This is a genomic window from Myxococcus sp. CA039A (assembly GCF_013336645.1).
In the GTDB taxonomy this organism is placed as follows: Bacteria; Myxococcota; Myxococcia; order Myxococcales; family Myxococcaceae; genus Myxococcus; species Myxococcus llanfairpwllgwyngyllgogerychwyrndrobwllllantysiliogogogochensis.
Window position 1 is genome coordinate 1 of the sequence record NZ_JABUMQ010000061.1, and the last position, 19,789, is coordinate 19,789.

At 66.9% G+C, this 19,789-nt stretch carries 21 protein-coding genes; 10 read left to right on the forward strand and 11 right to left on the reverse strand.

Translation table 11 applies throughout. The features are described 5' to 3' along the window. The coding region (locus HR086_RS12930; protein WP_174465764.1) for an extracellular solute-binding protein at positions 1-1,139 on the forward strand (1,139 nt) is incomplete at its 5' end. Between the two features lie 80 nt (positions 1,140-1,219). Continuing rightward, positions 1,220-1,534 (forward strand): hypothetical protein, encoded by a 315-nt coding sequence (locus HR086_RS12935; RefSeq protein ID WP_141641539.1) that lies wholly within the window; start codon positions 1,220-1,222, stop codon positions 1,532-1,534. Positions 1,535-1,616: 82 nt separating this feature from the next. On the opposite strand, the gene HR086_RS12940 is transcribed toward HR086_RS12935, so the two are convergent. From HR086_RS12940 to HR086_RS12950, 3 genes are all read right to left on the reverse strand, one after another. Then, a complete protein-coding gene (locus HR086_RS12940) occupies positions 1,617-3,242 on the reverse strand; it encodes a M57 family metalloprotease (RefSeq protein WP_174465765.1) in 1,626 nt (541 codons plus the stop codon). A 134-nt stretch (positions 3,243-3,376) separates the two neighbouring features. After that, complete coding sequence (locus HR086_RS12945) at positions 3,377-4,177, reverse strand: hypothetical protein (protein ID WP_174465766.1); 801 nt, start codon at positions 4,175-4,177, stop codon at positions 3,377-3,379. Next, entirely contained in the window at positions 4,153-4,491 is a 339-nt protein-coding gene (locus HR086_RS12950; RefSeq protein WP_174465767.1) for a hypothetical protein, read from the reverse strand. The genes HR086_RS12945 and HR086_RS12950 overlap by 25 nt, the downstream gene beginning before the upstream one ends. 279 nt (positions 4,492-4,770) lie before the next feature. Here HR086_RS12950 and HR086_RS12955 point away from each other — a divergent pair, with 279 nt between their 5' ends. The 5 genes from HR086_RS12955 (at position 4,771) to HR086_RS12975 (ending at position 9,418) form a co-directional block, all read left to right on the forward strand. After that, entirely contained in the window at positions 4,771-6,153 is a 1,383-nt protein-coding gene (locus tag HR086_RS12955) for a hypothetical protein (RefSeq protein ID WP_174463351.1), read from the forward strand. Between the two features lie 87 nt (positions 6,154-6,240). Beyond that, a complete protein-coding gene (locus tag HR086_RS12960; RefSeq protein ID WP_174465768.1) occupies positions 6,241-7,185 on the forward strand; it encodes a type 1 glutamine amidotransferase domain-containing protein in 945 nt (314 codons plus the stop codon). Between the two features lie 34 nt (positions 7,186-7,219). Next, complete coding sequence (locus tag HR086_RS12965; RefSeq protein WP_254626307.1) at positions 7,220-8,158, forward strand: helix-turn-helix transcriptional regulator; 939 nt, start codon at positions 7,220-7,222, stop codon at positions 8,156-8,158. Positions 8,159-8,226: 68 nt separating this feature from the next. After that, positions 8,227-8,850 carry a hypothetical protein gene (locus HR086_RS12970; RefSeq protein WP_174458017.1) on the forward strand — a complete coding sequence of 208 codons (624 nt, stop codon included), beginning with the start codon at positions 8,227-8,229 and terminating at the stop codon, positions 8,848-8,850. A 265-nt stretch (positions 8,851-9,115) separates the two neighbouring features. After that, a complete protein-coding gene (locus HR086_RS12975) occupies positions 9,116-9,418 on the forward strand; it encodes a hypothetical protein (RefSeq protein ID WP_174465769.1) in 303 nt (100 codons plus the stop codon). A gap of 32 nt (positions 9,419-9,450) precedes the next feature. Here the strand turns inward: HR086_RS12975 and HR086_RS12980 are convergent, their stop codons facing one another. Next, on the reverse strand, positions 9,451-10,764 hold the full coding sequence (locus tag HR086_RS12980; protein WP_254626308.1) for a M91 family zinc metallopeptidase: 1,314 nt from the start codon (positions 10,762-10,764) through the stop codon (positions 9,451-9,453). 70 nt (positions 10,765-10,834) lie between these two features. Continuing rightward, entirely contained in the window at positions 10,835-11,104 is a 270-nt protein-coding gene (locus HR086_RS12985; RefSeq protein WP_174463356.1) for a hypothetical protein, read from the reverse strand. Between the two features lie 33 nt (positions 11,105-11,137). Between HR086_RS12985 and HR086_RS12990 the strand changes: the two genes are divergently transcribed. Further along, positions 11,138-11,278, forward strand: coding sequence for a hypothetical protein (locus HR086_RS12990; RefSeq protein ID WP_174463357.1), 141 nt, complete (start codon positions 11,138-11,140; stop codon positions 11,276-11,278). Here HR086_RS12990 and HR086_RS12995 read toward each other — a convergent pair. The 5 genes from HR086_RS12995 to HR086_RS13015 all read right to left on the reverse strand — a co-directional run bounded on the left by HR086_RS12995 (position 11,263) and on the right by HR086_RS13015 (position 15,371). Beyond that, positions 11,263-11,544 carry a hypothetical protein gene (locus HR086_RS12995; protein ID WP_141641531.1) on the reverse strand — a complete coding sequence of 94 codons (282 nt, stop codon included), beginning with the start codon at positions 11,542-11,544 and terminating at the stop codon, positions 11,263-11,265. The genes HR086_RS12990 and HR086_RS12995 overlap by 16 nt on opposite strands. Before the next feature lie 159 nt (positions 11,545-11,703). Next, on the reverse strand, positions 11,704-12,150 hold the full coding sequence (locus tag HR086_RS13000) for a lipocalin-like domain-containing protein (protein ID WP_174465771.1): 447 nt from the start codon (positions 12,148-12,150) through the stop codon (positions 11,704-11,706). A 56-nt stretch (positions 12,151-12,206) separates the two neighbouring features. After that, positions 12,207-13,049 (reverse strand): hypothetical protein, encoded by an 843-nt coding sequence (locus HR086_RS13005; protein WP_174465772.1) that lies wholly within the window; start codon positions 13,047-13,049, stop codon positions 12,207-12,209. 193 nt (positions 13,050-13,242) lie between these two features. Continuing rightward, positions 13,243-14,502: a PKD domain-containing protein gene (locus HR086_RS13010; RefSeq protein WP_174465773.1), complete on the reverse strand. Its 1,260-nt coding sequence runs from the start codon at positions 14,500-14,502 to the stop codon at positions 13,243-13,245. Between the two features lie 20 nt (positions 14,503-14,522). Further along, complete coding sequence (locus tag HR086_RS13015) at positions 14,523-15,371, reverse strand: hypothetical protein (protein WP_254626309.1); 849 nt, start codon at positions 15,369-15,371, stop codon at positions 14,523-14,525. Positions 15,372-15,477: 106 nt separating this feature from the next. Between HR086_RS13015 and HR086_RS13020 the strand changes: the two genes are divergently transcribed. Then, the gene (locus HR086_RS13020; RefSeq protein ID WP_254626310.1) at positions 15,478-16,548 is read left to right on the forward strand and encodes a hypothetical protein; all 1,071 of its coding nucleotides are present in this window, start codon (positions 15,478-15,480) and stop codon (positions 16,546-16,548) included. Between the two features lie 287 nt (positions 16,549-16,835). Beyond that, positions 16,836-18,410, forward strand: a complete 1,575-nt coding sequence (locus HR086_RS13025) for a cell division protein FtsK (protein ID WP_174465775.1) — start codon at positions 16,836-16,838, stop codon at positions 18,408-18,410. Positions 18,411-18,456: 46 nt separating this feature from the next. Here the strand turns inward: HR086_RS13025 and HR086_RS13030 are convergent, their stop codons facing one another. Then, a complete protein-coding gene (locus HR086_RS13030) occupies positions 18,457-19,698 on the reverse strand; it encodes a hypothetical protein (protein ID WP_174458027.1) in 1,242 nt (413 codons plus the stop codon). Between the last annotated feature and the right edge of the window lie 91 nt (positions 19,699-19,789).

The window sequence follows — 19,789 nt, forward strand, 5'->3', positions numbered from 1 at the left end:
CGCCCACCCCGCCTCGTCCGCTGAAGGCTGTCCTCTTCCCCTACATCCCAGACGCCGCTGGAGATGGCTTCGCGAGCCTCAAGCAGCGGCTCGAAGCCGACTTCGAGCGGGCGAACTCGGACATCGACCTGGACATCGTGTTCGACTCACAACTGGACCTCTATGACCTGGATGAAGGCGGCGCGCTGAACCAGCTCCTCGGTCAGGGCACGGGCGCCGCCCAGGTGGTGGAGGTGGACACGTTGATTCTCGGCTCGCTCGCGTCGAAGGGCTGGATTCAGCCAGTCCCCGTGCAGCCGGGCGTCTCACATCCCGCCGCCGAGGAGGCCGTGCGCATCTCCGGTGAGGACTATGGCGTCCCCACCTATCTGTGCACCTACGTCGTCTATTCGCGCAGCCCCCAACTCCAGACGGCCACGGATGGAGCGTCGCTCGTCCAGATTCTGGGCGATGTGTCCCCCGGCAAGCGCCCGCTCGCCGTGAACTTCGACGGGAGCTGGACGCTGCCCTCCTCGTACCTGGACGCCTGGGCGGACACGCATCCTGGCTCAGCGCTCGCGAGCGCCATCACCCTGCCGCTGGACTCGCCGTCCGTGGCGTCCTTCAAGACAGTCGTCGACAGCTGCGCGCTCGAGCAGGGTGTCAATCCGTGTCTGGATGGCACCTACGACTCGAACACCGTGGCGGAAGAGGCCTTCGCGACGGAGCAGGCCAATGGCTTCATGGGCTACACCGAGCGGCTGTTCTTCATTCGCCAGGCCCGGCCCTCCCAGCCGCTCCCGCAGGTCATCTCCGTGCCGCTCGGCACCGGCTCGGCTCCGGCGGTCTTCGTGGACGCGCTGGTGCTCAACGCGAACTGCACCGGGACTTGCGCACAGGATGCCCACGCCTTCACCGAGTTCATGAGCGACCCCGAGGTTCGCCGGCTGATTGCCTTCAGCGAGGACGTTCCCGCGGGCACCTCGCCGCGCTACCTGCTCCAGGCCAACCGCGCCTTCTACCAGCAGGAGCCCGCGCGCTCCGACCCCATGTATCAGAAGTTCGAGCCGCTCCTCACCGGGGCCCGGCCCTACCCCAACCAGGGCTTCCCGGAGAACAGGAAGGCGCTTCAGACAGCGTTGCTGGAAGACTTGCGGTAGCACGCGAAACGGGAGGAGAAGGTGCCCGTTTCACCTTCGCCTGACGTATTCTCGTGGACCCCTTCTTCTCCGAGTCCCCCATGCGACTGACTGTTCTGAGCTTGCTCTGCCTCATGTTCACCCCTGGCTGCGGGTCCGACGTACCGAAGTCCTCGCTCGCGGCCTGCTCGTTCACCGACAAGTGCGCGAGCGCCGAGGAGGTTTGCTACGTCAGCCAGGTCTGTGGCCCGCCCGCCTCGAACGGGGAGTCGCTGTGCCAGCAGGAGACGGGCGACCGCAAGTGTCACCGCCGCTGCCAGGACGATGACGCCTGCGGGTCTGGCGAGTCCTGCGAGACGGTCCGCTGGGTCCAGCGGACGGACATACTGACCGACACCACCCTCTGCATCAAATAGCAGGAGGCGCGACGTCTTGCTTTTGTGAGCAGTCGAGGGGCTGAGGACTCAGGTCCCCAGCCCCTCGACTGCTCACGGCCGCTCAGGGCTGGCCGAGGTTCGTCCAGGTGTTGGTGGCGGGGTTGTACCGCTCGATGGAGTCGTTGACGTTCGTGGCGAGGAGGTAGCCGTTCGAGCTGAAGATGCGCGTCGCCGAACCGTGGATGGAGTTCCACACCGTGCCCGCGTACTTCATGATGAACGAGCCATCCGGACGCAGCCCGTAGACGTCACCGCCGACGGCGACATAGCTCCGGCCCGAACCACCGATGGTGGTCCACGTCGAGCCGCCGCCATATCCCTGGATGGCGTCCTTCACGTTGGTGACGCGGTACATGCTCGTACCGCCGCTCACCAGCTCACTGGCGCCCCCGCCAATCACTGACCACGACGTCCCCACGCCGCTCCAGAGCGCGGTGTAGGAGTCCTGCCAGGGGTCGATGCCGAACACCTGCGTGGTCGTCGACCCGAAGCGCGAGCCCGGCCCGCCGATGGTCGTCCACACGCCCGTCCCCGCGTTGTAGCGGAGGATGTTGCCCGTGGCCGCATCGGTGGCGCAGAGCGCCCCCGCACACGCGAAAATCTGCGCGACCGGATTGCCGATGGTCACCCACCCAGTGCCCAGGAACTGCACCGGCTGGCCGCCGCCCGGAATCTGCCCGTAGAGCGTGTTGCCCACCGCGACGAAGGCCTGCCCCGGGTTGCCCACCAGCGTCCACCCGGCGGCATCCCGCCGGTACAGGTCGCCCGTGGAGCGCTTGCGCGCGTACACCGTGCCGCTGCTCGTGCTGAGCACGTTGGTGGGCGCCTCATACAGGGACTGCGACCCCTCCACGTCCCGCTGCGAGATGAAGTTCAGCGTGCGCGCCGGGTCCAACCAGCCCGGCTGGGACGGGTAGTGCATCGCCCCGCGGCCGTCGTAGCAGGTCAGCGGCCGGTAGCTGCCCGTGGTCACCATGCCGCAGCCCGCGGCGGTGTCGTGCTCATGGACGAAGCCCAGTGAGTGGCCGAACTCATGCGTCAGCACCGCGATGAGCTGCGCATCCGTCCACGTCGACGTGGGGCCCAGCTCCAGGAAGCGGGTCGGCCGGGTGAAGGTGGGGAAGCCCATGCCGGCCTGGAGGCCGGTGAAGGTGAAGTTGCGCTCGACGTTGTACTTCACGTTGTTGTTGAGGCGGTTGCAGCTCGCCGAGTCCTCCGCCACGACGTGCACGAAGCGCACGTTGGCCGCGGCCTCCCAGCCCGATGCGGCGCGGTGCATGAACTCGACGACGCGGTTGTAGTCCGTGCCGAAGTCACCCGGCCGGATGCAGTAGGTGATGTTCCAGCGGTCGGTCCGGTTCCAGGCGGCGTCAGCGCCTCCCACGCGGAACACGGAGAGCGCGTTGGGATTCTGGGTGATGCTCTCCCAGTACTGACGCACCATCGCCAGGTCGAGCATGCGCATGTCGCCCTCGACCAGGAAGTGGCCGTCGGGCGTGGGGACGACCTGCTTCGCGCGCCAGGCCTCGAAGGCGGCCTCGGTCTGCTCCGCGGAGGAGACCAGGTCATCCTCCGCACCCATGCCTGTCGACTCCGGACCGCAGGCACCCAGCAACAGGCCCAGCGAGGCCACGGCCAGCGTGCTCATCCGCCACCCGTGGCATCGAGTGTAGGTCTTGCTCTTCATGTGAACTCCCCCTCGGCGCCGAGGCGAGGCCCCGGCGCCGATGATGTGGTGTGGTTGCGCTTCAACGGGGCTGCGAGTCGAGAACGACAGGGGCGCGCGATATTCCCGCCCTCGCAGCTCCAGCGCCCCACCCCTCAGGGGCCGCAGGGAGATTGCATGTCCAATCCCATGTCCAGATAGGCGCGGGCACCACTGTTCCAGAACTTCTTCATGACGTGCTCCGCGTTGGGCATGGAGTGGCCCACTCCACACACATCCACCTTGATGGCCCCTGAGTTGGAAGTGAAGTCAGCCTGGTCCAGGAAGTCCAGGTTGGGGTCCGTGGAGGACATGTGGCAGGTGCGGCAGTAGGGCTTCACGACACCCCGATAGAGCCCCAGCCCCTTCTGCTTGGTGTTCTTCCAGTTCGGGGGCACGTAGGTGTCATTGGCCACGGCCGTCACATCCCAGACGGGCTTGGGCTCGTAGGTGCCCTCGATGAACTCGCGGATGCCGTCGGTGGGCCCCGTCAGGGTCACCAGATGGTTGAGGCGCCGCAGGGCATCCGCCTGGGCCGCGTGGGTGAAACCCGCGGCCGTGGAGTAGCGGAAGCTGAAGACATCGAACGGGAGGAACTGCGCCTGTCCCACCACGGAGTTGGTGGCCGCGTTGTAGTTCGCCTTGATGCCATGGCAGGACAGACAGTTGCCGGGCACGAAGGTGTTGAACCCGGTGTTGTCGAGCTGCGCCGCGGGCGTCAGGAAGCCCGCGGCGTCGTAGACCATGAACTTCACGCTGTTGGGGGAGCCAGCCGGAGGCGTGAAGGTCATGGCCACGGTGGCGAACGAGTTCGTCCGGGCCACGGCGTCCTGAAGGGCGGACGCGGAGCTGCCGCCGAAGACCGGCTGGCCATTGAGCACCCCGTAGTTCTTCACATAGCAGGCAAGGCCCACCATGGACGGGGGGGCGCGGCCGTGACACTCCAGTGGAAGAGGGGCTCGGGCCGGTTGACGTGGGTGGGCGTGGTGGTGGTGATGGCCGTGGCGAACTGCTGCCAGTGGGACTCCACCGTCGGGTCCAGGTCCGGGGCCCTCAAGACCTGGAGCGAGATGGGCGTGCTCGGCTCGGGGTAGTAGCCCTCGAACAGGAACGTCTCTCCAATCACCGAGTCCCCGGTGGTGGTTCCATTGTGAGGGCCCGTCATACAGCCCGAGGTGGCCAGCAGCGTCAGACAGGACAACACGAGGAGCCGGAACGAGAGCGGCGGCATGGTCGGAGCTCCTTCGCGGGAAGGCGCCCGAAATGGGGCACTTTCCCCCGAGGAGAACGGCCGCGCCCCTCCACGTCCTGACTCGCGTACCTCCAGGACGCGTCCGCGTCCAAGTCGAACGCGGCCTGCTGGGACACGGGGGTCTTGCCGACACCCCACGAGCGACACCGCTCGGAGCGTGGCCCTGGCGGACTCCCGGCACGGTGGCTGCAATCGAGGCTTCCGTGACGCACCCACCCGGGCACGGGGCTCCCCCACGCTCGACGATTGTGAGCCCGCATGATCATCAAGTGCAAAAGGTGTCATGAGAACACCTTCGTCTTCGAGTTCGAGAGCAAGAAGATGTGCAGGAGATGCATCCGCCTCGTCGCCCGGGGCCAACCCACGAAGGGCAAGTTCAAATACGGGGACAACAAGCTCGATCACCACAAGCAACGGGTCCAGAAGGTCGACATGCGGGTCAGCGGCATCTCGAAGACCCGGCACACGCTCCGGCGCACCCAGTCCGCCATGACGTTGTCAGAGGTCTCGGGGTCGGGCTCCGGGCAGGGGATGATTGAGGAGCCCACCACCGTCGACGACACGGCGCCGTATCTCCCGCCCAGCGTCATGCGACTGCAATGCATGACGCTCTTCATCCCCTTCGACGCGGGGAACAACTTCTACAAAACCAATGCGAAGAAAGGGACCTTCCAGGCGGACTTCATCCCCCAGCGAGACAACCACTTCGCATCGACGTCGGCTCCGACGACCTCCAGGGCCCTCTCCTCCCTCAACACCAGTGTCTATCCCGGTCAGCAGGTCTTCGAGGCCAGGTCGACTCCCATGACGCCCACGCAGATCGAGGGCAGCTACGACAACATCGTCCTCAAGCACATCATGGCCTGCACGAACTCGTCGGAATGGAAGCGGGTCCATGCCGCCAGTCCCATCGACCTGCATGTCCAGTTGAGCAGGCTCTGTCCCGAGGTCATCTTCCTCTCGGAGGAGCTCAAGGACGCCCCATTCCCCAAGGTCCTTCAGCCCTGCCCGGAGCTCAGGTACCGGAAGATCGGCAGCATCAAGGACATCCTCGGTCCCGACGCCGGCGTCGACGCGAAGAACGAGATTGCCGCCTACGCCCTGGTGGACGAGAAGTTCATGTCACATGTCCTGTACGACGCGAAGGTCCTCTTCCGACAAGGCGTCAAACACAAGGAGAAGTGGCTCTGCGTCCAGAAGATCAGTCCCGAGTTCCAGGTCCATATCGATATCGCTGGCGTCCACCTGGATGCCGGATACACGGGCTTCACGTCCGACACCAAGAAGCAGCAGGCCCTTGCGGCGGTAGGCGAGTTCGCGCGCCAGAACGATATCGACGCGCTGCTGGGTGACCTGAACATGGACTCATTCGAGCTGAACGGAGGGTTCTTCCCGAATCAGTTCAACTTCACGACGCTCGCGGACAACACCGTCAAGCCCACCTACACCCTGTCGCATTCCAATACCAATTCACAGAACAACTACATGGGTGGGTTGATCGCCAACACCGACCAGGTTGAAACCGAAGCCATGAACCTGAGAGGCGAAGACACGGTGTCGCTGTCCCGAACGCTGGATGGGAAGTTCTATTCAGACCACCCGGCCATCATGGCGAACTACTTCAAGTCCTTCCACGGCTGAGGCAGGCCGCGGATTGGCGCATTCGTTCAAGCCCGCGCGCTTTCGCGCTCCTACCCTGGCGATGAAGTTGTCACCAGGAGGACCCGCATGGCAGCGCCCGGCCCAATCCAGACTCCCGCCTTCCGCGTTGGAAGGACCTCGACGTCGTGGCTCGCAATCCTCTCGCTCGCGGTCGTCGGCGGTGCGTGTGGCTGCGCGACGACGCCCACCCGCCACCTCGTCTTTCCCTCCACCCCACTCTCTCAAGCAGAGGTCCGCGCACCTGGGACGGTGCTGATGGTCCTCTCCGCCGCGTCCGAGCAGCAGCTCGCGGACGGCTCCAGGCGTCAGACAGGGGTGTTCTTGAACGAGTTCTACGAACCCTATCGGGCGCTCGTCGACGCGGGCTACACGGTGGTGCTCGCGACGCCGGGGGGACGGACGCCCGCGTTCGACCCGGAGGGACAGAAGCCGTCGTACTGGAAGGAACGACCCGAGGCGCTCGCCGAAGCGCAGGCCCTGGTGGCGAAGCTCCCCGAACTGCTCGCGCCGCTCCCGCTGTCCGAGGTCCGCACGCGCGCGGAGGCGTTTCAGGCCATCCTCGTGCCGGGAGGACAGGGCGTCATGGTGGACCTGCTCCACGACACGGACCTGCACGGACTGCTCGTCGACTTCGGGGCCACAGCCCGTCCCGTGGGGCTCGTCTGCCATGCGCCCGCGCTCCTCTCGCGCCTGCCGGCCGGGCAGAGCCCCTTCGCGGGGCGGCGCGTCACCTCCGTGTCCGGCTTCGAAGAGTGGTACATCGAGACGTTCGTCATGGGCGCACGCGCACAGGTCCGAGGCATCGGAGAGCAACTCGACGACGCCGGCTATCACCATGAGACGGCGTTCCCGGGCCGCTCGCGCGCCGTGCGCGATTGCAACCTGGTGACCAGCCAGAACCCCTTCTCTGGCGCGGACTTCAACACGCTCTTCCTCGCCGCGCTCAGTGACTGGCGCAACGCGGGGCGGTGCGAGCTGGCGTCGAGCGTGGCTCCGGACACTTCTCCATGACCCGGGGCCGCTGACGATGGAGGACCAAGGCGTCATGACGAGCCCGGCCCTGAGCGCCGTGCTGAAGGCGGCCGTCGCTCGTGACTACCCGGAGATCGCCACGCAAGGGCGGGACAAGGTCGACATCCTCCAGGCCGTCATGGATGCCCATGGGTGGCGCCCGGTGCTGGAGCTGGGCCGCGAGTTGCGGACGCTTTCATCGCACCCCGTCTTGCGAGCCCTGGGCGCGGGGCAGACGCCCCGACACACCGTGGAACGATGGAGCACGCTCGAGCGCTTCATGCACTCCCGGCACCGCACGCGGCTCGTCGAGCATGACCAGGCGCGTGCGCAAATGACGCTGCGACATGTGGCCATCGACGGCGGGAAGATTCGCGTCGTCAACGACCTGTTCATCTGGGGCGTCCTCGTCGCCATCCTGGAGACCGCGGGCTTCACGGGGCTGACCGTGTCCCTCGAGTCCGTCGTCATTTACGGAGGGGCCTCACGCGCCGGCCCCAGGACGCTGCCGGAGGTGACGGACCTGGCGACCTTCTCGTGGAAGCCCACCCGACGGGCCCCGCCACCCGCCAGCGAGGCGCCAGGGACGGCGGAGCCACAGGAGGTTCGCGGCCGGCTCCAGAATCTCATGGGCGAAGACCTGCTGCATCCCTGGACACTCGAGGAGAGCGCGCAGCGACTCACCCTGTCCCGTCGCACACTTCAACGCGCCCTGCGGCAGGAAGGCACGACGTTCTCGGAGATGCTGCAACGCTCCCGGGTCGACGCCGCGCATGCGCTGCTGGGAGATTCGGGGCTGACGCTCACGGACGTCGCGTTCTGTACGGGCTTCTCCGACCAGGCGCACTTCTCGCGGACGTTTCGCAAGTACAACGACGTTCCTCCCTCGGCGCTGCGCGAGCTGGTGCGCTCCACGGGCTCCAAGGCACGAGGCAAGGCCCAGGTCCTCGCGCGCCAGCGCTCACCGCGCTGATGTCATGGGTGCGTCCAGGGATGCGTCCGGACGGGCGCATTCCCCACCAACACCCAAGGAGCCACGCCATGACCGACCATCTGCGACCTGAACCCGGGTCCTTCTCCCAGATTTCATCATCGTCCTATGAATCGGAGCTCGCGCGCCTCCTGATTCCGAACACCTCCTGGACGCTGCTCCTGGTGAGGATGCCTTCGTTTACTCCCGAGGAGGCGGTCTACATCCACGAGAAGTGGCCCGGTCCTCGCGTCATCGCGACCCGGATGGAGTCGATGCTCTGGCCCATCGTGAGAGACGCTTCGCGAGACACGGGAGGAACGCGGGCCTTGCCTTCGGTCGAGGTGGTCAGCGCTCCCATCGAGCCTCCACTGCTCGAGGCCCTGAAGCGACTCTGGAACGCCGCGCTCCTCAGGACGCGCTTCCCGCCCAAGGCCCATGTCTATCTGGACGGAACCAGCTACCACCTCGGCGCTTTCTGCCGCGGGGTGGGGAGCTTGACCGGACGGACCTGGAGCCCGCCGCCCGCCTCCCGCATGGCGGGACTGGTCGACATCGGAGAGAAACTGACGCGCTACGCGCGGGGGCCCGAGGAACAGCGCGCGAGCATCGCCGACGCGCTCATTGAAGAGAGCGCCGACCTGCTCCAACGGTTCGAATCCGAGGATGCCTTTGGGGGCCCGGCGCGGGGATAAGGAGGCGTTTGAACGGACAGGCCCCTGGAGCCAATTGTCAGGGGTGGCCCAATGATGATTCGTTGCGGCCCGGGTCGCCCGTGCGACCCACAGGGGGAGTCCATGATGCGTGGCAGCCAGGGTGCATTGCGTCCTTGGAGTGGGCTGTTGTGTCTGGTGTTGCTGATGAGTTGCTCCGGGCAGGTCCCCGAGCCCGGCCCCGTGCTCCCCGCCACGCTCGACGGTCATCAGCGAGACCGCGGCGCCCCACTGCGCCATTTCACGCGTGCGCGTTCGCAAGGACGACCGCTTCCCCACGGAGTGCCAGTCCTCTCCATCGGGAGCGGAGATCTCCTACTCCGTCGCCTCGGACTGCAGGCTGTGCGGTGAAGGGGGCTGCCAATCGAATCCCGCGCCCACCTGGCTGGGCGTGCCATTCGCGGTCGGGCAGAGCGAGGCGGTGGTGGACCTCTCACCCTCCAGAGGAGCTCAGCTCTGCTGGAAGGCGACGGTTCGCAGTCCGAACTTCTCGTGCCAACCGGAGATCTTCAACGTGGACGTGGGCTACGAGGTCAGCCTCGTGCCCTGAGCCACGGCCTCCTCCGCGTGACGCCTCCCCCGTCAGTACTCCGGGCGGGGCGTCAGCCCGAGCTGCTCCCTGAGCTTGTTCTCGGTGGGGTGCGAGGGCCGGATGTCGGGCGTGCTGGCGTCGCCGTCGTGGTCATAGGGCAGCCCCACCGCGGCCAGCTCGCGGTTGTTCACGCCGTCCGTCTCTCCCGGTGCGCGCGTCCCCGTGGCGTAGTTGTAGCCATGCACCAGCTCGTGGAAGAGCGTGGTGACGGGGGGCTTCACCTGCCAGGACTCGTCCCCCTCGTAGTACTCCGTGTCGGTGGGATTGTATTTGATGGTCGCGTCCGAGCCCGGCCCCGGCGTCCCATCGGGCCTCAACCACGAGTCGTCGTCGTTGGTCGGAGAGGCCGAGTCTCCACCCGAGGTCTCCCGGATGGTGGTCGACCTGCCACTGGCATCCAGCCCCGAGAGCAGCTCCCGTCCCAACGGGAGGGACTCCAACGCCTCCAGGTCCGACTGCACACGCGCCTGGAAGTTCGCATCCCCCTTCACCGTCACCGACGTGCCCACGTCCTCGCTCAGGTCCACCGTGGTGACGGTGTCCTGGCGCGAGCGCGCCACGGTGTCGTTCTTCTGCGAATAGACCTCATCGCGCCCGGAGCCGCCGTCAATGGCATCCTTGCCGGCCCCTCCCGCGAGCACATCGCTCCCCGAACCGCCGGCCAGCGTGTCATTGCCCCGCCCGCCAATCACCTGGTCCTTGCCAGAGTCGCCCTTGAGGCTGTCATCGCCACGGCCGCCATCCAGGTAGTCCCGCCCCGCCCCGCCGCTCACGGCATCATTGCCGCCCAGGCCATACACCACGTCCCGGCCATCTCCGCCCCGGATGGAGTCATCACCCGAGCCACCCTGGAGATAGTCATCTCCCTTTCCGCCATGGATGGCCACGCCCGTCGTCACGTTGACGTCCACGGTAATCTTGTCGTTTCCGTCGCCGCCCTTGATGACCACATTCTCGGCCTGCTCCGCCGTGAGCTGGATGGTCGAACTCCCGCTGGTGATGGTCAGCCCGCCCTTGGGGCCCTGGGAGACGGTCGCCGTGTCGTCCCCCGCGCCAAGATTCACCACCGTCCGTCCGGACCTGTCCTCGCTGACGGTCGGCGGGGTCGCGCTCGATTTCGCGCGAGGCGCGCCCGTCAGGTCCGGGCCAGGCCTCCGCTGCGCCGCATCAAAGGAGTCTCGCGCGAAGGAACTCGCCGGCTTCGCGGCCTGAGGGAGGACCGGCTTCGGCTTCGCCAACTCGGCCTTCGGCGAGGACAAGAACGGCTTGGCGAGGACCTTCGCGGCGACCTTGGTACCGGACATGGAGGTGCTCCTCAGGGACGGAGAGACCTCTCCTACGGCGCGAGCATGAAAGCGGTTACACCCACGCACTTCAGGGGTGGCGGGTCCAGGGGTAGATGCGATAGCCCTGCCCGCGCGGAAGCTGCTCGATGGTGACGACATGGTCCTCCGTGCCCGTGTGACGCGCGCGGTAGATGACCGTCTCGTCGCGTCCCGCGTGGTGCTGGAAGACCCCTTGGAGTTCGTCGCCATGGACGACCCGGTAGCCGGCCCTGGAGCCGTCGATACCGTCGTCGAACTTGTATTCGGAAGACTGTCGTTCGAGGCCCTCAAACACCTCGGTGACCCAGGCGCGAGTCATCCCGCAAGCGTACCCGGCTGGAGAGCACGGGTCATGCGCGGCGAGACGCCGGACGTGCTCGTAGCAGGAGTCTCCCGCGAGGGGCGGCGTGACGGGCTCCTGCTCGGCGTGACACGCGAGCAGGAGCAGGCACAGCGGAAGGAGCGCGGCGCGCCGGCTCAAGGAGCGCAGTAGGCGATGCGCTCCTGGGTGTAGCGGCCCCGCTGCTCGCCGAACTTGTTGAGGATATCGGGGCAGTCGCAGTACTCGCGGCCGACCTCGATGTTGTTCACGTACCAGTAGCGGTTGAAGGCGCGCGTCCCGTCACACGCCCAGATGAGGGCCTGCTCGGTCGACTCGATGACCTCCGACCCGTCCACGGACAACTCCTCGGGTGCACCACCACAACCACTCAGGACCAGCGCGACGACACAAGCCAACTTCGCGGGCTGCTTGAACATTTTTCGGCTCCCATCCAGTGAAGGTATCGCCGAACGCATCTATCACAGGAGCAACTGGATTTCGAGCCAGTCTTGTTCTCCCCGCGTGAAACATATCCAGGCTCACGCGACGACAAAGCCGCCAGGGCAAGAATCCCTGGGGCTCCGCCGCCACGGGGCTCAGGTGGACGAGGGCGTCAACCTGCGCCATTCCAGGACGACCGCGGCCTGGCTGCCCCCAAACGCGAGAGGCTCGGTGCGCAGGAAGAGCCGATGGCCATCCAGGACGGCCTTGCGTCGCTGCACAGTCCCCATCCAGTTCGGAAAGAGGCTGCCCTGGATGTGGTGAGAGACCGTGTCCGTCTCCTCGTCGACCTCGTAGGTCCCGAAGTACACGGCGGCTCCGTCCAGCGCGGCCTTCGCTTCCTTCTCCTGGCTCCCCAGCAGGTCCGCGGACTGGAAGCGGGCGCGGTCGCCCCGCATCAACTGCACCGACATGTTTCCATGTTTGTCATACATCAACATCCCCAGGAGCTGATGCCCGAAAGGATGGGCCCTGCTGCCATCGGGGAGGAGGCTCGCCAGGGATACGAGCTGCCAGGTGCCGACAAGTCCATCCTTGAGCATCGGTTCATCTCCTGCGGGGAAGGTTGAACGGCCATGCGGGCTGATTCAGCGGCGCCTCATCCATGCGAGTCGGGTCGCGCCTCGAGATGAAATGCAGCCAGGTGCTTGCCCTGGCCATTCTCCGCGGTGAGCTTGAACTGGCCGGCCGCTTCGGCGATGCAGTTGAACAGCATGGGCTCCCCCGGGAGCGGCACGTCCTTGCAGGTGGCCAGACACTTGCTGATTCGATAGGCATCGAAGCCAGGGAAGTGACGCAGCAATGAGAACGCATTCCCCGCCAGGAGGGACAAGGGACACAGCGCCCGCACATCGAAGTGGCCAACGAAATCCTCGCGGGGAAACCCCTCCAGTTCGGCCCGCAGCACCTCACCGGGCTTCGTCCATTCCAGCTTCATCGGTCTCACGGGGTCCCTGTAGGGGCTGGGCTGGCCAGGAGCCCGCACGCCCACTGGTGAGGCATCAGCCCCCTTGATGGCCACGAACGCCGCCTCGGGGAGGGCAATGCACTCCCCATCCATGACCGCGTAGCGCTCGCCATCCTCCGTGAAGCACGTCGTGGTCGCCTTGAAGTAGGGAAACTGCTTGCGCTGTTCAATCCGTTCCACGCGCCCCACACAGTGAAAGGAGCCCGACGTGGTCGCCTGGATGGGGAACACCTGGAGCTCCGCCCTGGCGGCGAGATAGTAGTGCCTGCCCTGACTGGGATTCGCCGCGGCACAGGTCAGCACCCCGTGGACCGCCAGAGTGCGAAGCGCCTCCGAACAGCTCATCAACGTCGTTTCGCCGTATCGCTGCTGCTCCGGCTTGAAGCGACTGTGCAGCACGCCATTGTCCACGACCAGGTCGTAGACATGGACATACGGCGCGGATTCCCCAATGAGGTCGAGTAGATTCGCCATCGAGTCCAGCCTTTCGTGTTCACACCCTGTCATTGGCAACATGTCCAGGAGGTGCATCTCAAGCCAATTGGACTCAGGTCGAATGCGACATCATTCCCAGACAAACCCACCGCCCGCACTCTGCGGGCAAGCGAATGCCACGCATTGGCCCGCATCGACAAACACGCCTACGGGACAACGCGTATGCTGTCCGCTACTTGAGGGGAAGCCGCGCCTCGACGGAGGGCGCCATGGGCGCGGCCTCTCTTTTGAAGGAGGCCCACGACAAGGAGACCGCCTTACCGGCTTCGTCGCGTCCGTGGAGGACATCGACGACCCGTTTCACGGTCACCGCCAGCTCGGATGGGCGCACCGTGACGAAGCCCCGGAGGCCGCCACGGCCCGTCTCCGCCTCCACCGTGATGACCTCTCGCCACGGGAGCGTGTAGGCGTCCACCTGGTCGTTCCAGTGAATCATCGAGCGCTCCACATGCTCCCAGGTGACGACGCCTGGCTCCGGGACTTCGACGGACACCTCGCTCCGCCACTCCTCCGCGTCCACACGAGCGCGTGACAACGCGAGCGTCGCCGGAAGCGGCTCATCGGAAGGCGGCTGCCCGCGCACACTCACAAAGGCGGTGGCGCTCAGCGCGGCCCCTTCGCCCCGCCCGGCCAGGAGCCTCACCGTGAAGGTCCGGACGTCCAGCGCACGGGTGTCATAGGCATGAGTGACTTCGGGCCCCGACGTGAACGCGGTGCTGCCGTCACCGAAGTCCCAGGCATGACCGGACAGCGACTCGGACTCCCCTGAGACGGCCCGGAAGAGGAAGGCCCCATTGGCGCGCTGGATGATGTCGACCCGCAGCCGGCCCTCCTCTCGCGCGGCGCCGTCGTCGTCACAGTCACGGACCTCGATTCGGAGCAGCTCCTCGGCCAGGACGCCCACACGCCGTCCGCCCAGGTCCTTGCACACCTGGAAGCGCACGAAATAGGTGCCCGGCTCGGCGGGCGCACGCCACTGGAGTCGAGCCCCTGGATGCAGCTCCGCCGCCGCCTCCCTTCCCGGCCACACCCAACGGGAGAGGGCACCTGACTCCGGCGCGCCCCCCACCCTGCCCGCCAGGGAGACCTGCCCACCCGCACAAGCCCAGGGCCGGTCCATCTCCAGGCGCTCGATGAAGGTGCTGGAGGCGAGCACCACCCGCTCCTCGTTCAGCGCCGCCGACAGGGCCTCTCCGGAGACATTGGCGGGAATGGGCGCCGAAGCCGCACGCGCTTCGCGGACCTCGGGAGCCCGAGGTGCCACCACCGGCGCGCTCGGAACCTCCGGCACCGCCGTCTCCGGGCGCCGGACCTCCCCCACCCCACCGTCACGCGCGGGGAGCACCACCGCCAGGGCCAGCAGCAGCACGGCGACGCTCGTGACGACGGCCACGCGCGTCCGAGAGCGGACTCGAAGAGGTTCGAGCGACATACGTCGGCTTCCCGGTGGCGCTAAAAACCGAAGTCGTTGAGGTGCCGGAAGTACCCCTTCGAGTTCGGCCGGTACCACTGGTCATCCCAGCCCTTGAAGTCGACGTCTTCGAGCAACCGCTCCGTCTTTCCGTTCAGCACCACGGAGTTGATGAGCGGAACCCCCGTCGACCCCACGTTGCGGGACACCAGTGGCGCGGACGCCGTGTCCAGGTACTGGGCCACATGGCGACTGCAGTAATCCTGGGCGAAGCACCCGCTGTCACAGGTGGCGAGGTTGTTGTATGTCGCGTGTTTGTCCTCGGCGACGTACAGCACGGGCCAGCCACGGTAGGCATTGCGTGTGTCGCGCGTGTCGTATTCGAGCTGCTCGTACGAATACCAGGCGGACGACTCACACGCGCTCTTGCGGTGCGCCGACAGGTAGACCCAGTCGAGATACCAGCGGCCCCCGGAGTAATGGACCTCGAAGATCTGGAACTCGGGGTCGCCATCGTGGCCGGTGGTGACACCCGTGTCCTCGAAGAAGGTGTCCAGATAGAAGATGCGCAGCGTCCGCGTCGCGAAGCCCTCGCTCTTCACCGCGAAGTAGGGACGGCGCTCGTAGCCACTCTCTCCCGTGTCGAACCAGAACAGCGGCATGAACCAGCGCGCGACCTGCTGCTCACAGTCGTCATTCAGGCCATCCCGGTCCGAGTCCGTCCCCGTGCCCCAGCAGTTGTCGCCGTAGGGGATGACGGACAACCCATCCGCGCGCGCCCCCGTGGACGCGAAGGCGAGCAACAGGCCCAACGACACGGCGACGCAGCGCGCTGCACGAGCACCCGGGCGGCCCGCCCCACGTCGTTCTCTCGGAGGACTTCGAAGCATTCTCTGCCCACCTGGAAAGATATGAAAGACTCACTTCATACCCTTCCAGGAGGCGGTGCAACACATGGTTCTGACCCCAGGGATTTCTCGTCGTGTCTTCTCATGGATGAATCGGGTCCTGCTGCTCGGAGGCATCCTCACGGGCTGTGGCGGCCCTCTGGAGTCCGACGGCGCGCTGGAGGCCCAGGCCCAGGCACTGGCCTATCCCAGCGGCGCCAGCAGGACGGTGGTGTCGCGGCGCGTCGTCTACAAGAACGCCTCGGGCGCCTATCAGGCGGCGGCCGGCTTCGAGCACTTCCGAGCGGCGGGCGCCTCCGACGGCACGCTCCACGACATCCGCATCGCGGAGGCGGATGCACCTGGCGTGCGCGAAGCGCTCGTCGTCATGTCGGCGGGCCAGAAGATTTCGAGCAGCGGCCACTCCAGTGGCGTCACGGGGCAGTCGTCGAACTGGGACGCGTCCTGCGACAGCGTCTCCTGCCCCAACGTGAGTCTGGACGGCCGCTCACTGGCGATGAAGCTGGACACCCTGGGATGGTTTCCTCGAGGGAAGACCTGGCTGGCCCTGGTCAATGACAGCAACTTCAACCACCTGGACGACAGCGACACGAAGCAGCGCATCGTCAACGGGTTCGTGGGCTGGCTGCTGGCCCAGGTCCGTCCGGAGACGCGCTCCATCTATCTCGCGGGCAGCTCGCGGGGCGGATGTCTGGTGATGCGCCTGGCCCAGGCGCTTCGAGCGAACACGGCGCTCGACGGCATCAACATCTATGTGTCGTCGTTCGACGGAGTGTGTCGCAACAGCCAGGACGAACTGGGGACCTTCGACAGCAAGGTCAACAACCCCGTGCGGCCCTGGGGCACCTTCTATGGAGCGTGGGCCACGAACCTGACCGCCCAGTTCCCCCGTCGCGACCGGCTCCACATCTTCCATGTGGTGGGAGGCCAGGAGGTCGCCCCCGCCACGGGCATCCGAGCCTTCTCCGGGTACGCCGGCGCCACGCCGCCGTCAACGGGAACGAACCTCGATTGGGGTTGGTACAAGCAGACCTGGGTGAAGTGGAAGCACAAGGAGATTGGCAACCCATACACCGAGCCCAGTGCATCCGAGCAGGCACAAGTCGTATCGGAGACCTTCGACGCGCACCTGACGTGGCTCGACGCACGCATCCCCTGAGTCGCCGCCTCGAGCACCGGGTCCCGGCGACTTGACAGGAGGACCGCTGTTCCCTGAACTGCCCTCATGGCCGCGCCTCGTGAATTCCCGTCATCCTGGGCGTCTTCGCCGCGTTGGCGCCGGTGCTGGCACACACCGTCGCGGCACCGGATGCGCGGGTCGCCGTCGGAGCGTAACGTGCAGGACCCGGAGTAAGGCCCAGGTATTCACAGGGGCATCGGGCTCGTCGAAGTCATGAGGGAGGCGTCGTGCGCCGTTCTCCAATCGAGGTGACTTTGCTGGGACTGATGACCTTGGGCCTCCTCTCCATCGACGGGGGATGCTCCGCCCTCGCGGCCACCGAGGAGGACGGCGCCCTGGACGACTCCAGCGCCGCCATCGCGGGCGACACCATCCTCTTCGTGGGCAACAGCTTCACCCACGGGCACGAGGAGCCGGCCTATTCGTACAACAAGGCCGCGGTCACCGACACGAACGGCTCCGGCGTGGGAGGAATCCCTGGCATCTTCAAGAAGCTGACCGTGCAGGCGGGCCTCTCGTTCAATGTCAGCCTTGAAACGGCCAGTGGCCAGACGCTCGGCTGGCATGCCTCCAACAGGGCCGCCATCATCGGCCAGCCGATCTGGACCGCCGTCGTTTTGCAGGAGCAGAGCACGACGCCGCTGCCCACGGCGCGAGGCGGCGCCCCCACGGCCTTCACGGACGCCGCGCGCACCCTGCTCTCACTGGTGCTCTCCAAGAACCCGGCCGCGAACCTGTTCCTGTATGAGACCTGGGCCTCGCCCACGGGCGTGGGCACGCAGGGCTACCCGAGCGGCACCTCGGGGCTGCAGGCGATGCAGACGGACCTGCGTGATTCCTACTTCAAGGCCTCCCGGGACCTGGGCTTCACGGGGGTCGCCCGCGTGGGGGAAGGCTTCCTGCGCGCGGTGGACCAGGGGCTTGCCGACCCGAACCCCGCGGATGGCATCTCCCCGGGCATGTTCAATCTGTGGAGCGCGCAGGACAGCCGTCACTCGAGCAAGTACGGCAGCTACCTGTCCGCGGCGGTGCTGTTCGCCAGGGTGACGCAGGACGACCCCCGAAGTCTCGCCACGGGCGCGGGCAGCGCGGCGGCCGAGCTGGGCATCAGCGCCACCGACGCGGGCAACCTCCACCGCATCGCCCATGAAATCACGACCCAGGCCGAGCCTCCCGTCGGAGGAGGCCCCACGCGCCTTCCCGCTACCCGCGCCACCTTCACGGGCGCGGTGACGGCGGGCACTCCGGCCGTCCTCACCGGCGTGGCCCAGTTGGCGTCGCTCACCACGGCGGAGGGAACCTTCACCCAGCTCGTGGGTGCGACGGCCCAGGGAATCACCGGCGGCAACACGCCGAGCGCCGTGGGCACCGCGCCCGCCAACGCCAACGTGGCCGCCTCCGGCCTGGGCATCCACGACGGCGCGAACAACGTCGGCACGGGCCACTTCCAGTTCGGCACCGCGTTCACCGCGAAGACGCGCTTCTTCATCGTCGACAGCACGACGACTTCCACCACCCTGGGCGACAGCGTCACCGTCACGCTGGTCAACGCATCCAATCAACCCGTGGGCAGCTACTCACTGGCGCTGCTCGCGAGCGACTTCACGCCCTCCGCCGCGGGCACCACGTCCACCGCCCTGGCGACTGTCTCGTACACGAGCGGCGTGGGCAGCATCACCGGCACCCCGCCCGGCACGGTGCAGTCCAAGCTGGGAGCGGTGTCATTCTCCCTGGCGGACCTGGGCGTGAGTGACGTCACGAGCGTCAGCGCCGCCACGGGCCTGCGGCTCTCCAGCGCCACGCTGGACCCGAACATCGTCGGGCTATACTCCGTGCCTTGAGCAATGAAAGCGCCAGGCGCTCCTCCAACCCGCCGTCACGTCCGCCTCAAGAGCCCCACACGAGGTGGAAGAGAGCCTGGCGAGGAGCCCGCGTGGAGTCGAGCGCGGCTTCCAGTGGAAGGAGCGCCTCCTCGGCGAAGGGGTCCTCCTGGTGGATGAACCCCAGGTCCAGGTCCTCCAGCTCCAACAGCGTCTCCACGGCCTCGGCGAGAGCATCAGGTGAGTCGAACGCGCGGACCTCGTGCTCATCGGCTGGAACCAGCGTGTCGCTGAGGAAGCGGCGATAGCTCACCAGCGTGTCCTGGACGCGCTTGTCGAGAGGGACGCGCGAGAGACACTGTTCGAGCCAGGGGATATGGCTGCGCAGGCTGCCGATAAGCACCTGGTCATGTTCCCCTGTCCGCCGACGCGCCTCGGCCCAGAGAAACCAACGGCCGAAGTCGAGCTGCGCGGCGGGGAGCCGAGGAGAACGGAGGGGCTCCAGGTTGCGCTGGACACGCCCCGCCGTCGTCAGCCGGACAAGAGGGCCGTCCATCGTGACGAGTCCAGCGGAGCGCAGGCGCGCAAGCAGCGCGGACACAGACTCGACCTCGGTGAAGAGCCCGTCATAGGACTCCTGGAGCCGGCCGCAGTCAGGTTGCTCGTGGACCGCGTCGAGTGCGAGCTCCACCTCCGCGTCCTCCACCCAGGGGCCGCGACGACCTTCCGCGTGAGGACAGCCACGCACTTCGACCCCTTCCGGAACGGCGAGGGTGTTTCGTCGGGCGGGGAGGTTCTCCTGTCCCACGGACACGCGGCGCACGGAGGGATGGGGAAAGGCGTCGAACACAGGACGTGCCCCCAGCAGGTGAAGCTCCTGGAGATGGGGCGTCGCGGCGATGAGTGCGTCCCGCACCGTGTCGCTGACCTGCACACCGGGGCCGCTGGGGATGAAGGTGAGCTGAACCAGCCAGGGCCGTGGACGGCTCGCCAGTCGCGCCAGCGCCTGTTCATCACCGCGCACCGTGTAGCGCCGCACGAACGCCCCCAGCGGACTGTCGAGCAGGCCCGGAGGATGGAAGCGGTCATCGCGAAGCGCGTGGATGAAGCCATGCTGGACGAGGTGTCCCGCGCGGGCCGCGAGCGGCTCGCCCAGCCATTCCGCGAGCAGCGCCTGTCGTCGGTGCCGCCAGCCCCGGTCCTCGGGCGTGGGGTTCAGGTCCAGGGCCATCAGCTCGCCACGGGGGTCTCCCCGTTGCTGGAGGAGGTCGGCATGGACGGCCAGGGTCTCCAGGCGCCAGGACGTCACGAGTGACTGCTCGAGCTCGCTCCATTCACTGTCGGATGGCGGTGCCGGAGAGGTGCCATGACGAGTCATGCCTTCAGTCTCGCATGGGGGC

Coding starts and splice junctions, on each gene's coding strand:
- HR086_RS12935 (WP_141641539.1), top strand. CDS start 1,220: ATGCGACTGACTGTTCTGAGCTTGCTCTGCCTCATGTTCACCCCTGGC.
- HR086_RS12940 (WP_174465765.1), bottom strand. CDS start 3,242: ATGAAGAGCAAGACCTACACTCGATGCCACGGGTGGCGGATGAGCACG.
- HR086_RS12945 (WP_174465766.1), bottom strand. CDS start 4,177: ATGGTGGGCCTTGCCTGCTATGTGAAGAACTACGGGGTGCTCAATGGC.
- HR086_RS12950 (WP_174465767.1), bottom strand. CDS start 4,491: ATGCCGCCGCTCTCGTTCCGGCTCCTCGTGTTGTCCTGTCTGACGCTG.
- HR086_RS12955 (WP_174463351.1), top strand. CDS start 4,771: ATGATCATCAAGTGCAAAAGGTGTCATGAGAACACCTTCGTCTTCGAG.
- HR086_RS12960 (WP_174465768.1), top strand. CDS start 6,241: ATGGCAGCGCCCGGCCCAATCCAGACTCCCGCCTTCCGCGTTGGAAGG.
- HR086_RS12965 (WP_254626307.1), top strand. CDS start 7,220: ATGACGAGCCCGGCCCTGAGCGCCGTGCTGAAGGCGGCCGTCGCTCGT.
- HR086_RS12970 (WP_174458017.1), top strand. CDS start 8,227: ATGACCGACCATCTGCGACCTGAACCCGGGTCCTTCTCCCAGATTTCA.
- HR086_RS12980 (WP_254626308.1), bottom strand. CDS start 10,764: ATGTCCGGTACCAAGGTCGCCGCGAAGGTCCTCGCCAAGCCGTTCTTG.
- HR086_RS12985 (WP_174463356.1), bottom strand. CDS start 11,104: ATGACTCGCGCCTGGGTCACCGAGGTGTTTGAGGGCCTCGAACGACAG.
- HR086_RS12990 (WP_174463357.1), top strand. CDS start 11,138: ATGCGCGGCGAGACGCCGGACGTGCTCGTAGCAGGAGTCTCCCGCGAG.
- HR086_RS12995 (WP_141641531.1), bottom strand. CDS start 11,544: ATGTTCAAGCAGCCCGCGAAGTTGGCTTGTGTCGTCGCGCTGGTCCTG.
- HR086_RS13000 (WP_174465771.1), bottom strand. CDS start 12,150: ATGCTCAAGGATGGACTTGTCGGCACCTGGCAGCTCGTATCCCTGGCG.
- HR086_RS13005 (WP_174465772.1), bottom strand. CDS start 13,049: ATGGCGAATCTACTCGACCTCATTGGGGAATCCGCGCCGTATGTCCAT.
- HR086_RS13010 (WP_174465773.1), bottom strand. CDS start 14,502: ATGTCGCTCGAACCTCTTCGAGTCCGCTCTCGGACGCGCGTGGCCGTC.
- HR086_RS13015 (WP_254626309.1), bottom strand. CDS start 15,371: ATGCTTCGAAGTCCTCCGAGAGAACGACGTGGGGCGGGCCGCCCGGGT.
- HR086_RS13020 (WP_254626310.1), top strand. CDS start 15,478: ATGAATCGGGTCCTGCTGCTCGGAGGCATCCTCACGGGCTGTGGCGGC.
- HR086_RS13025 (WP_174465775.1), top strand. CDS start 16,836: ATGACCTTGGGCCTCCTCTCCATCGACGGGGGATGCTCCGCCCTCGCG.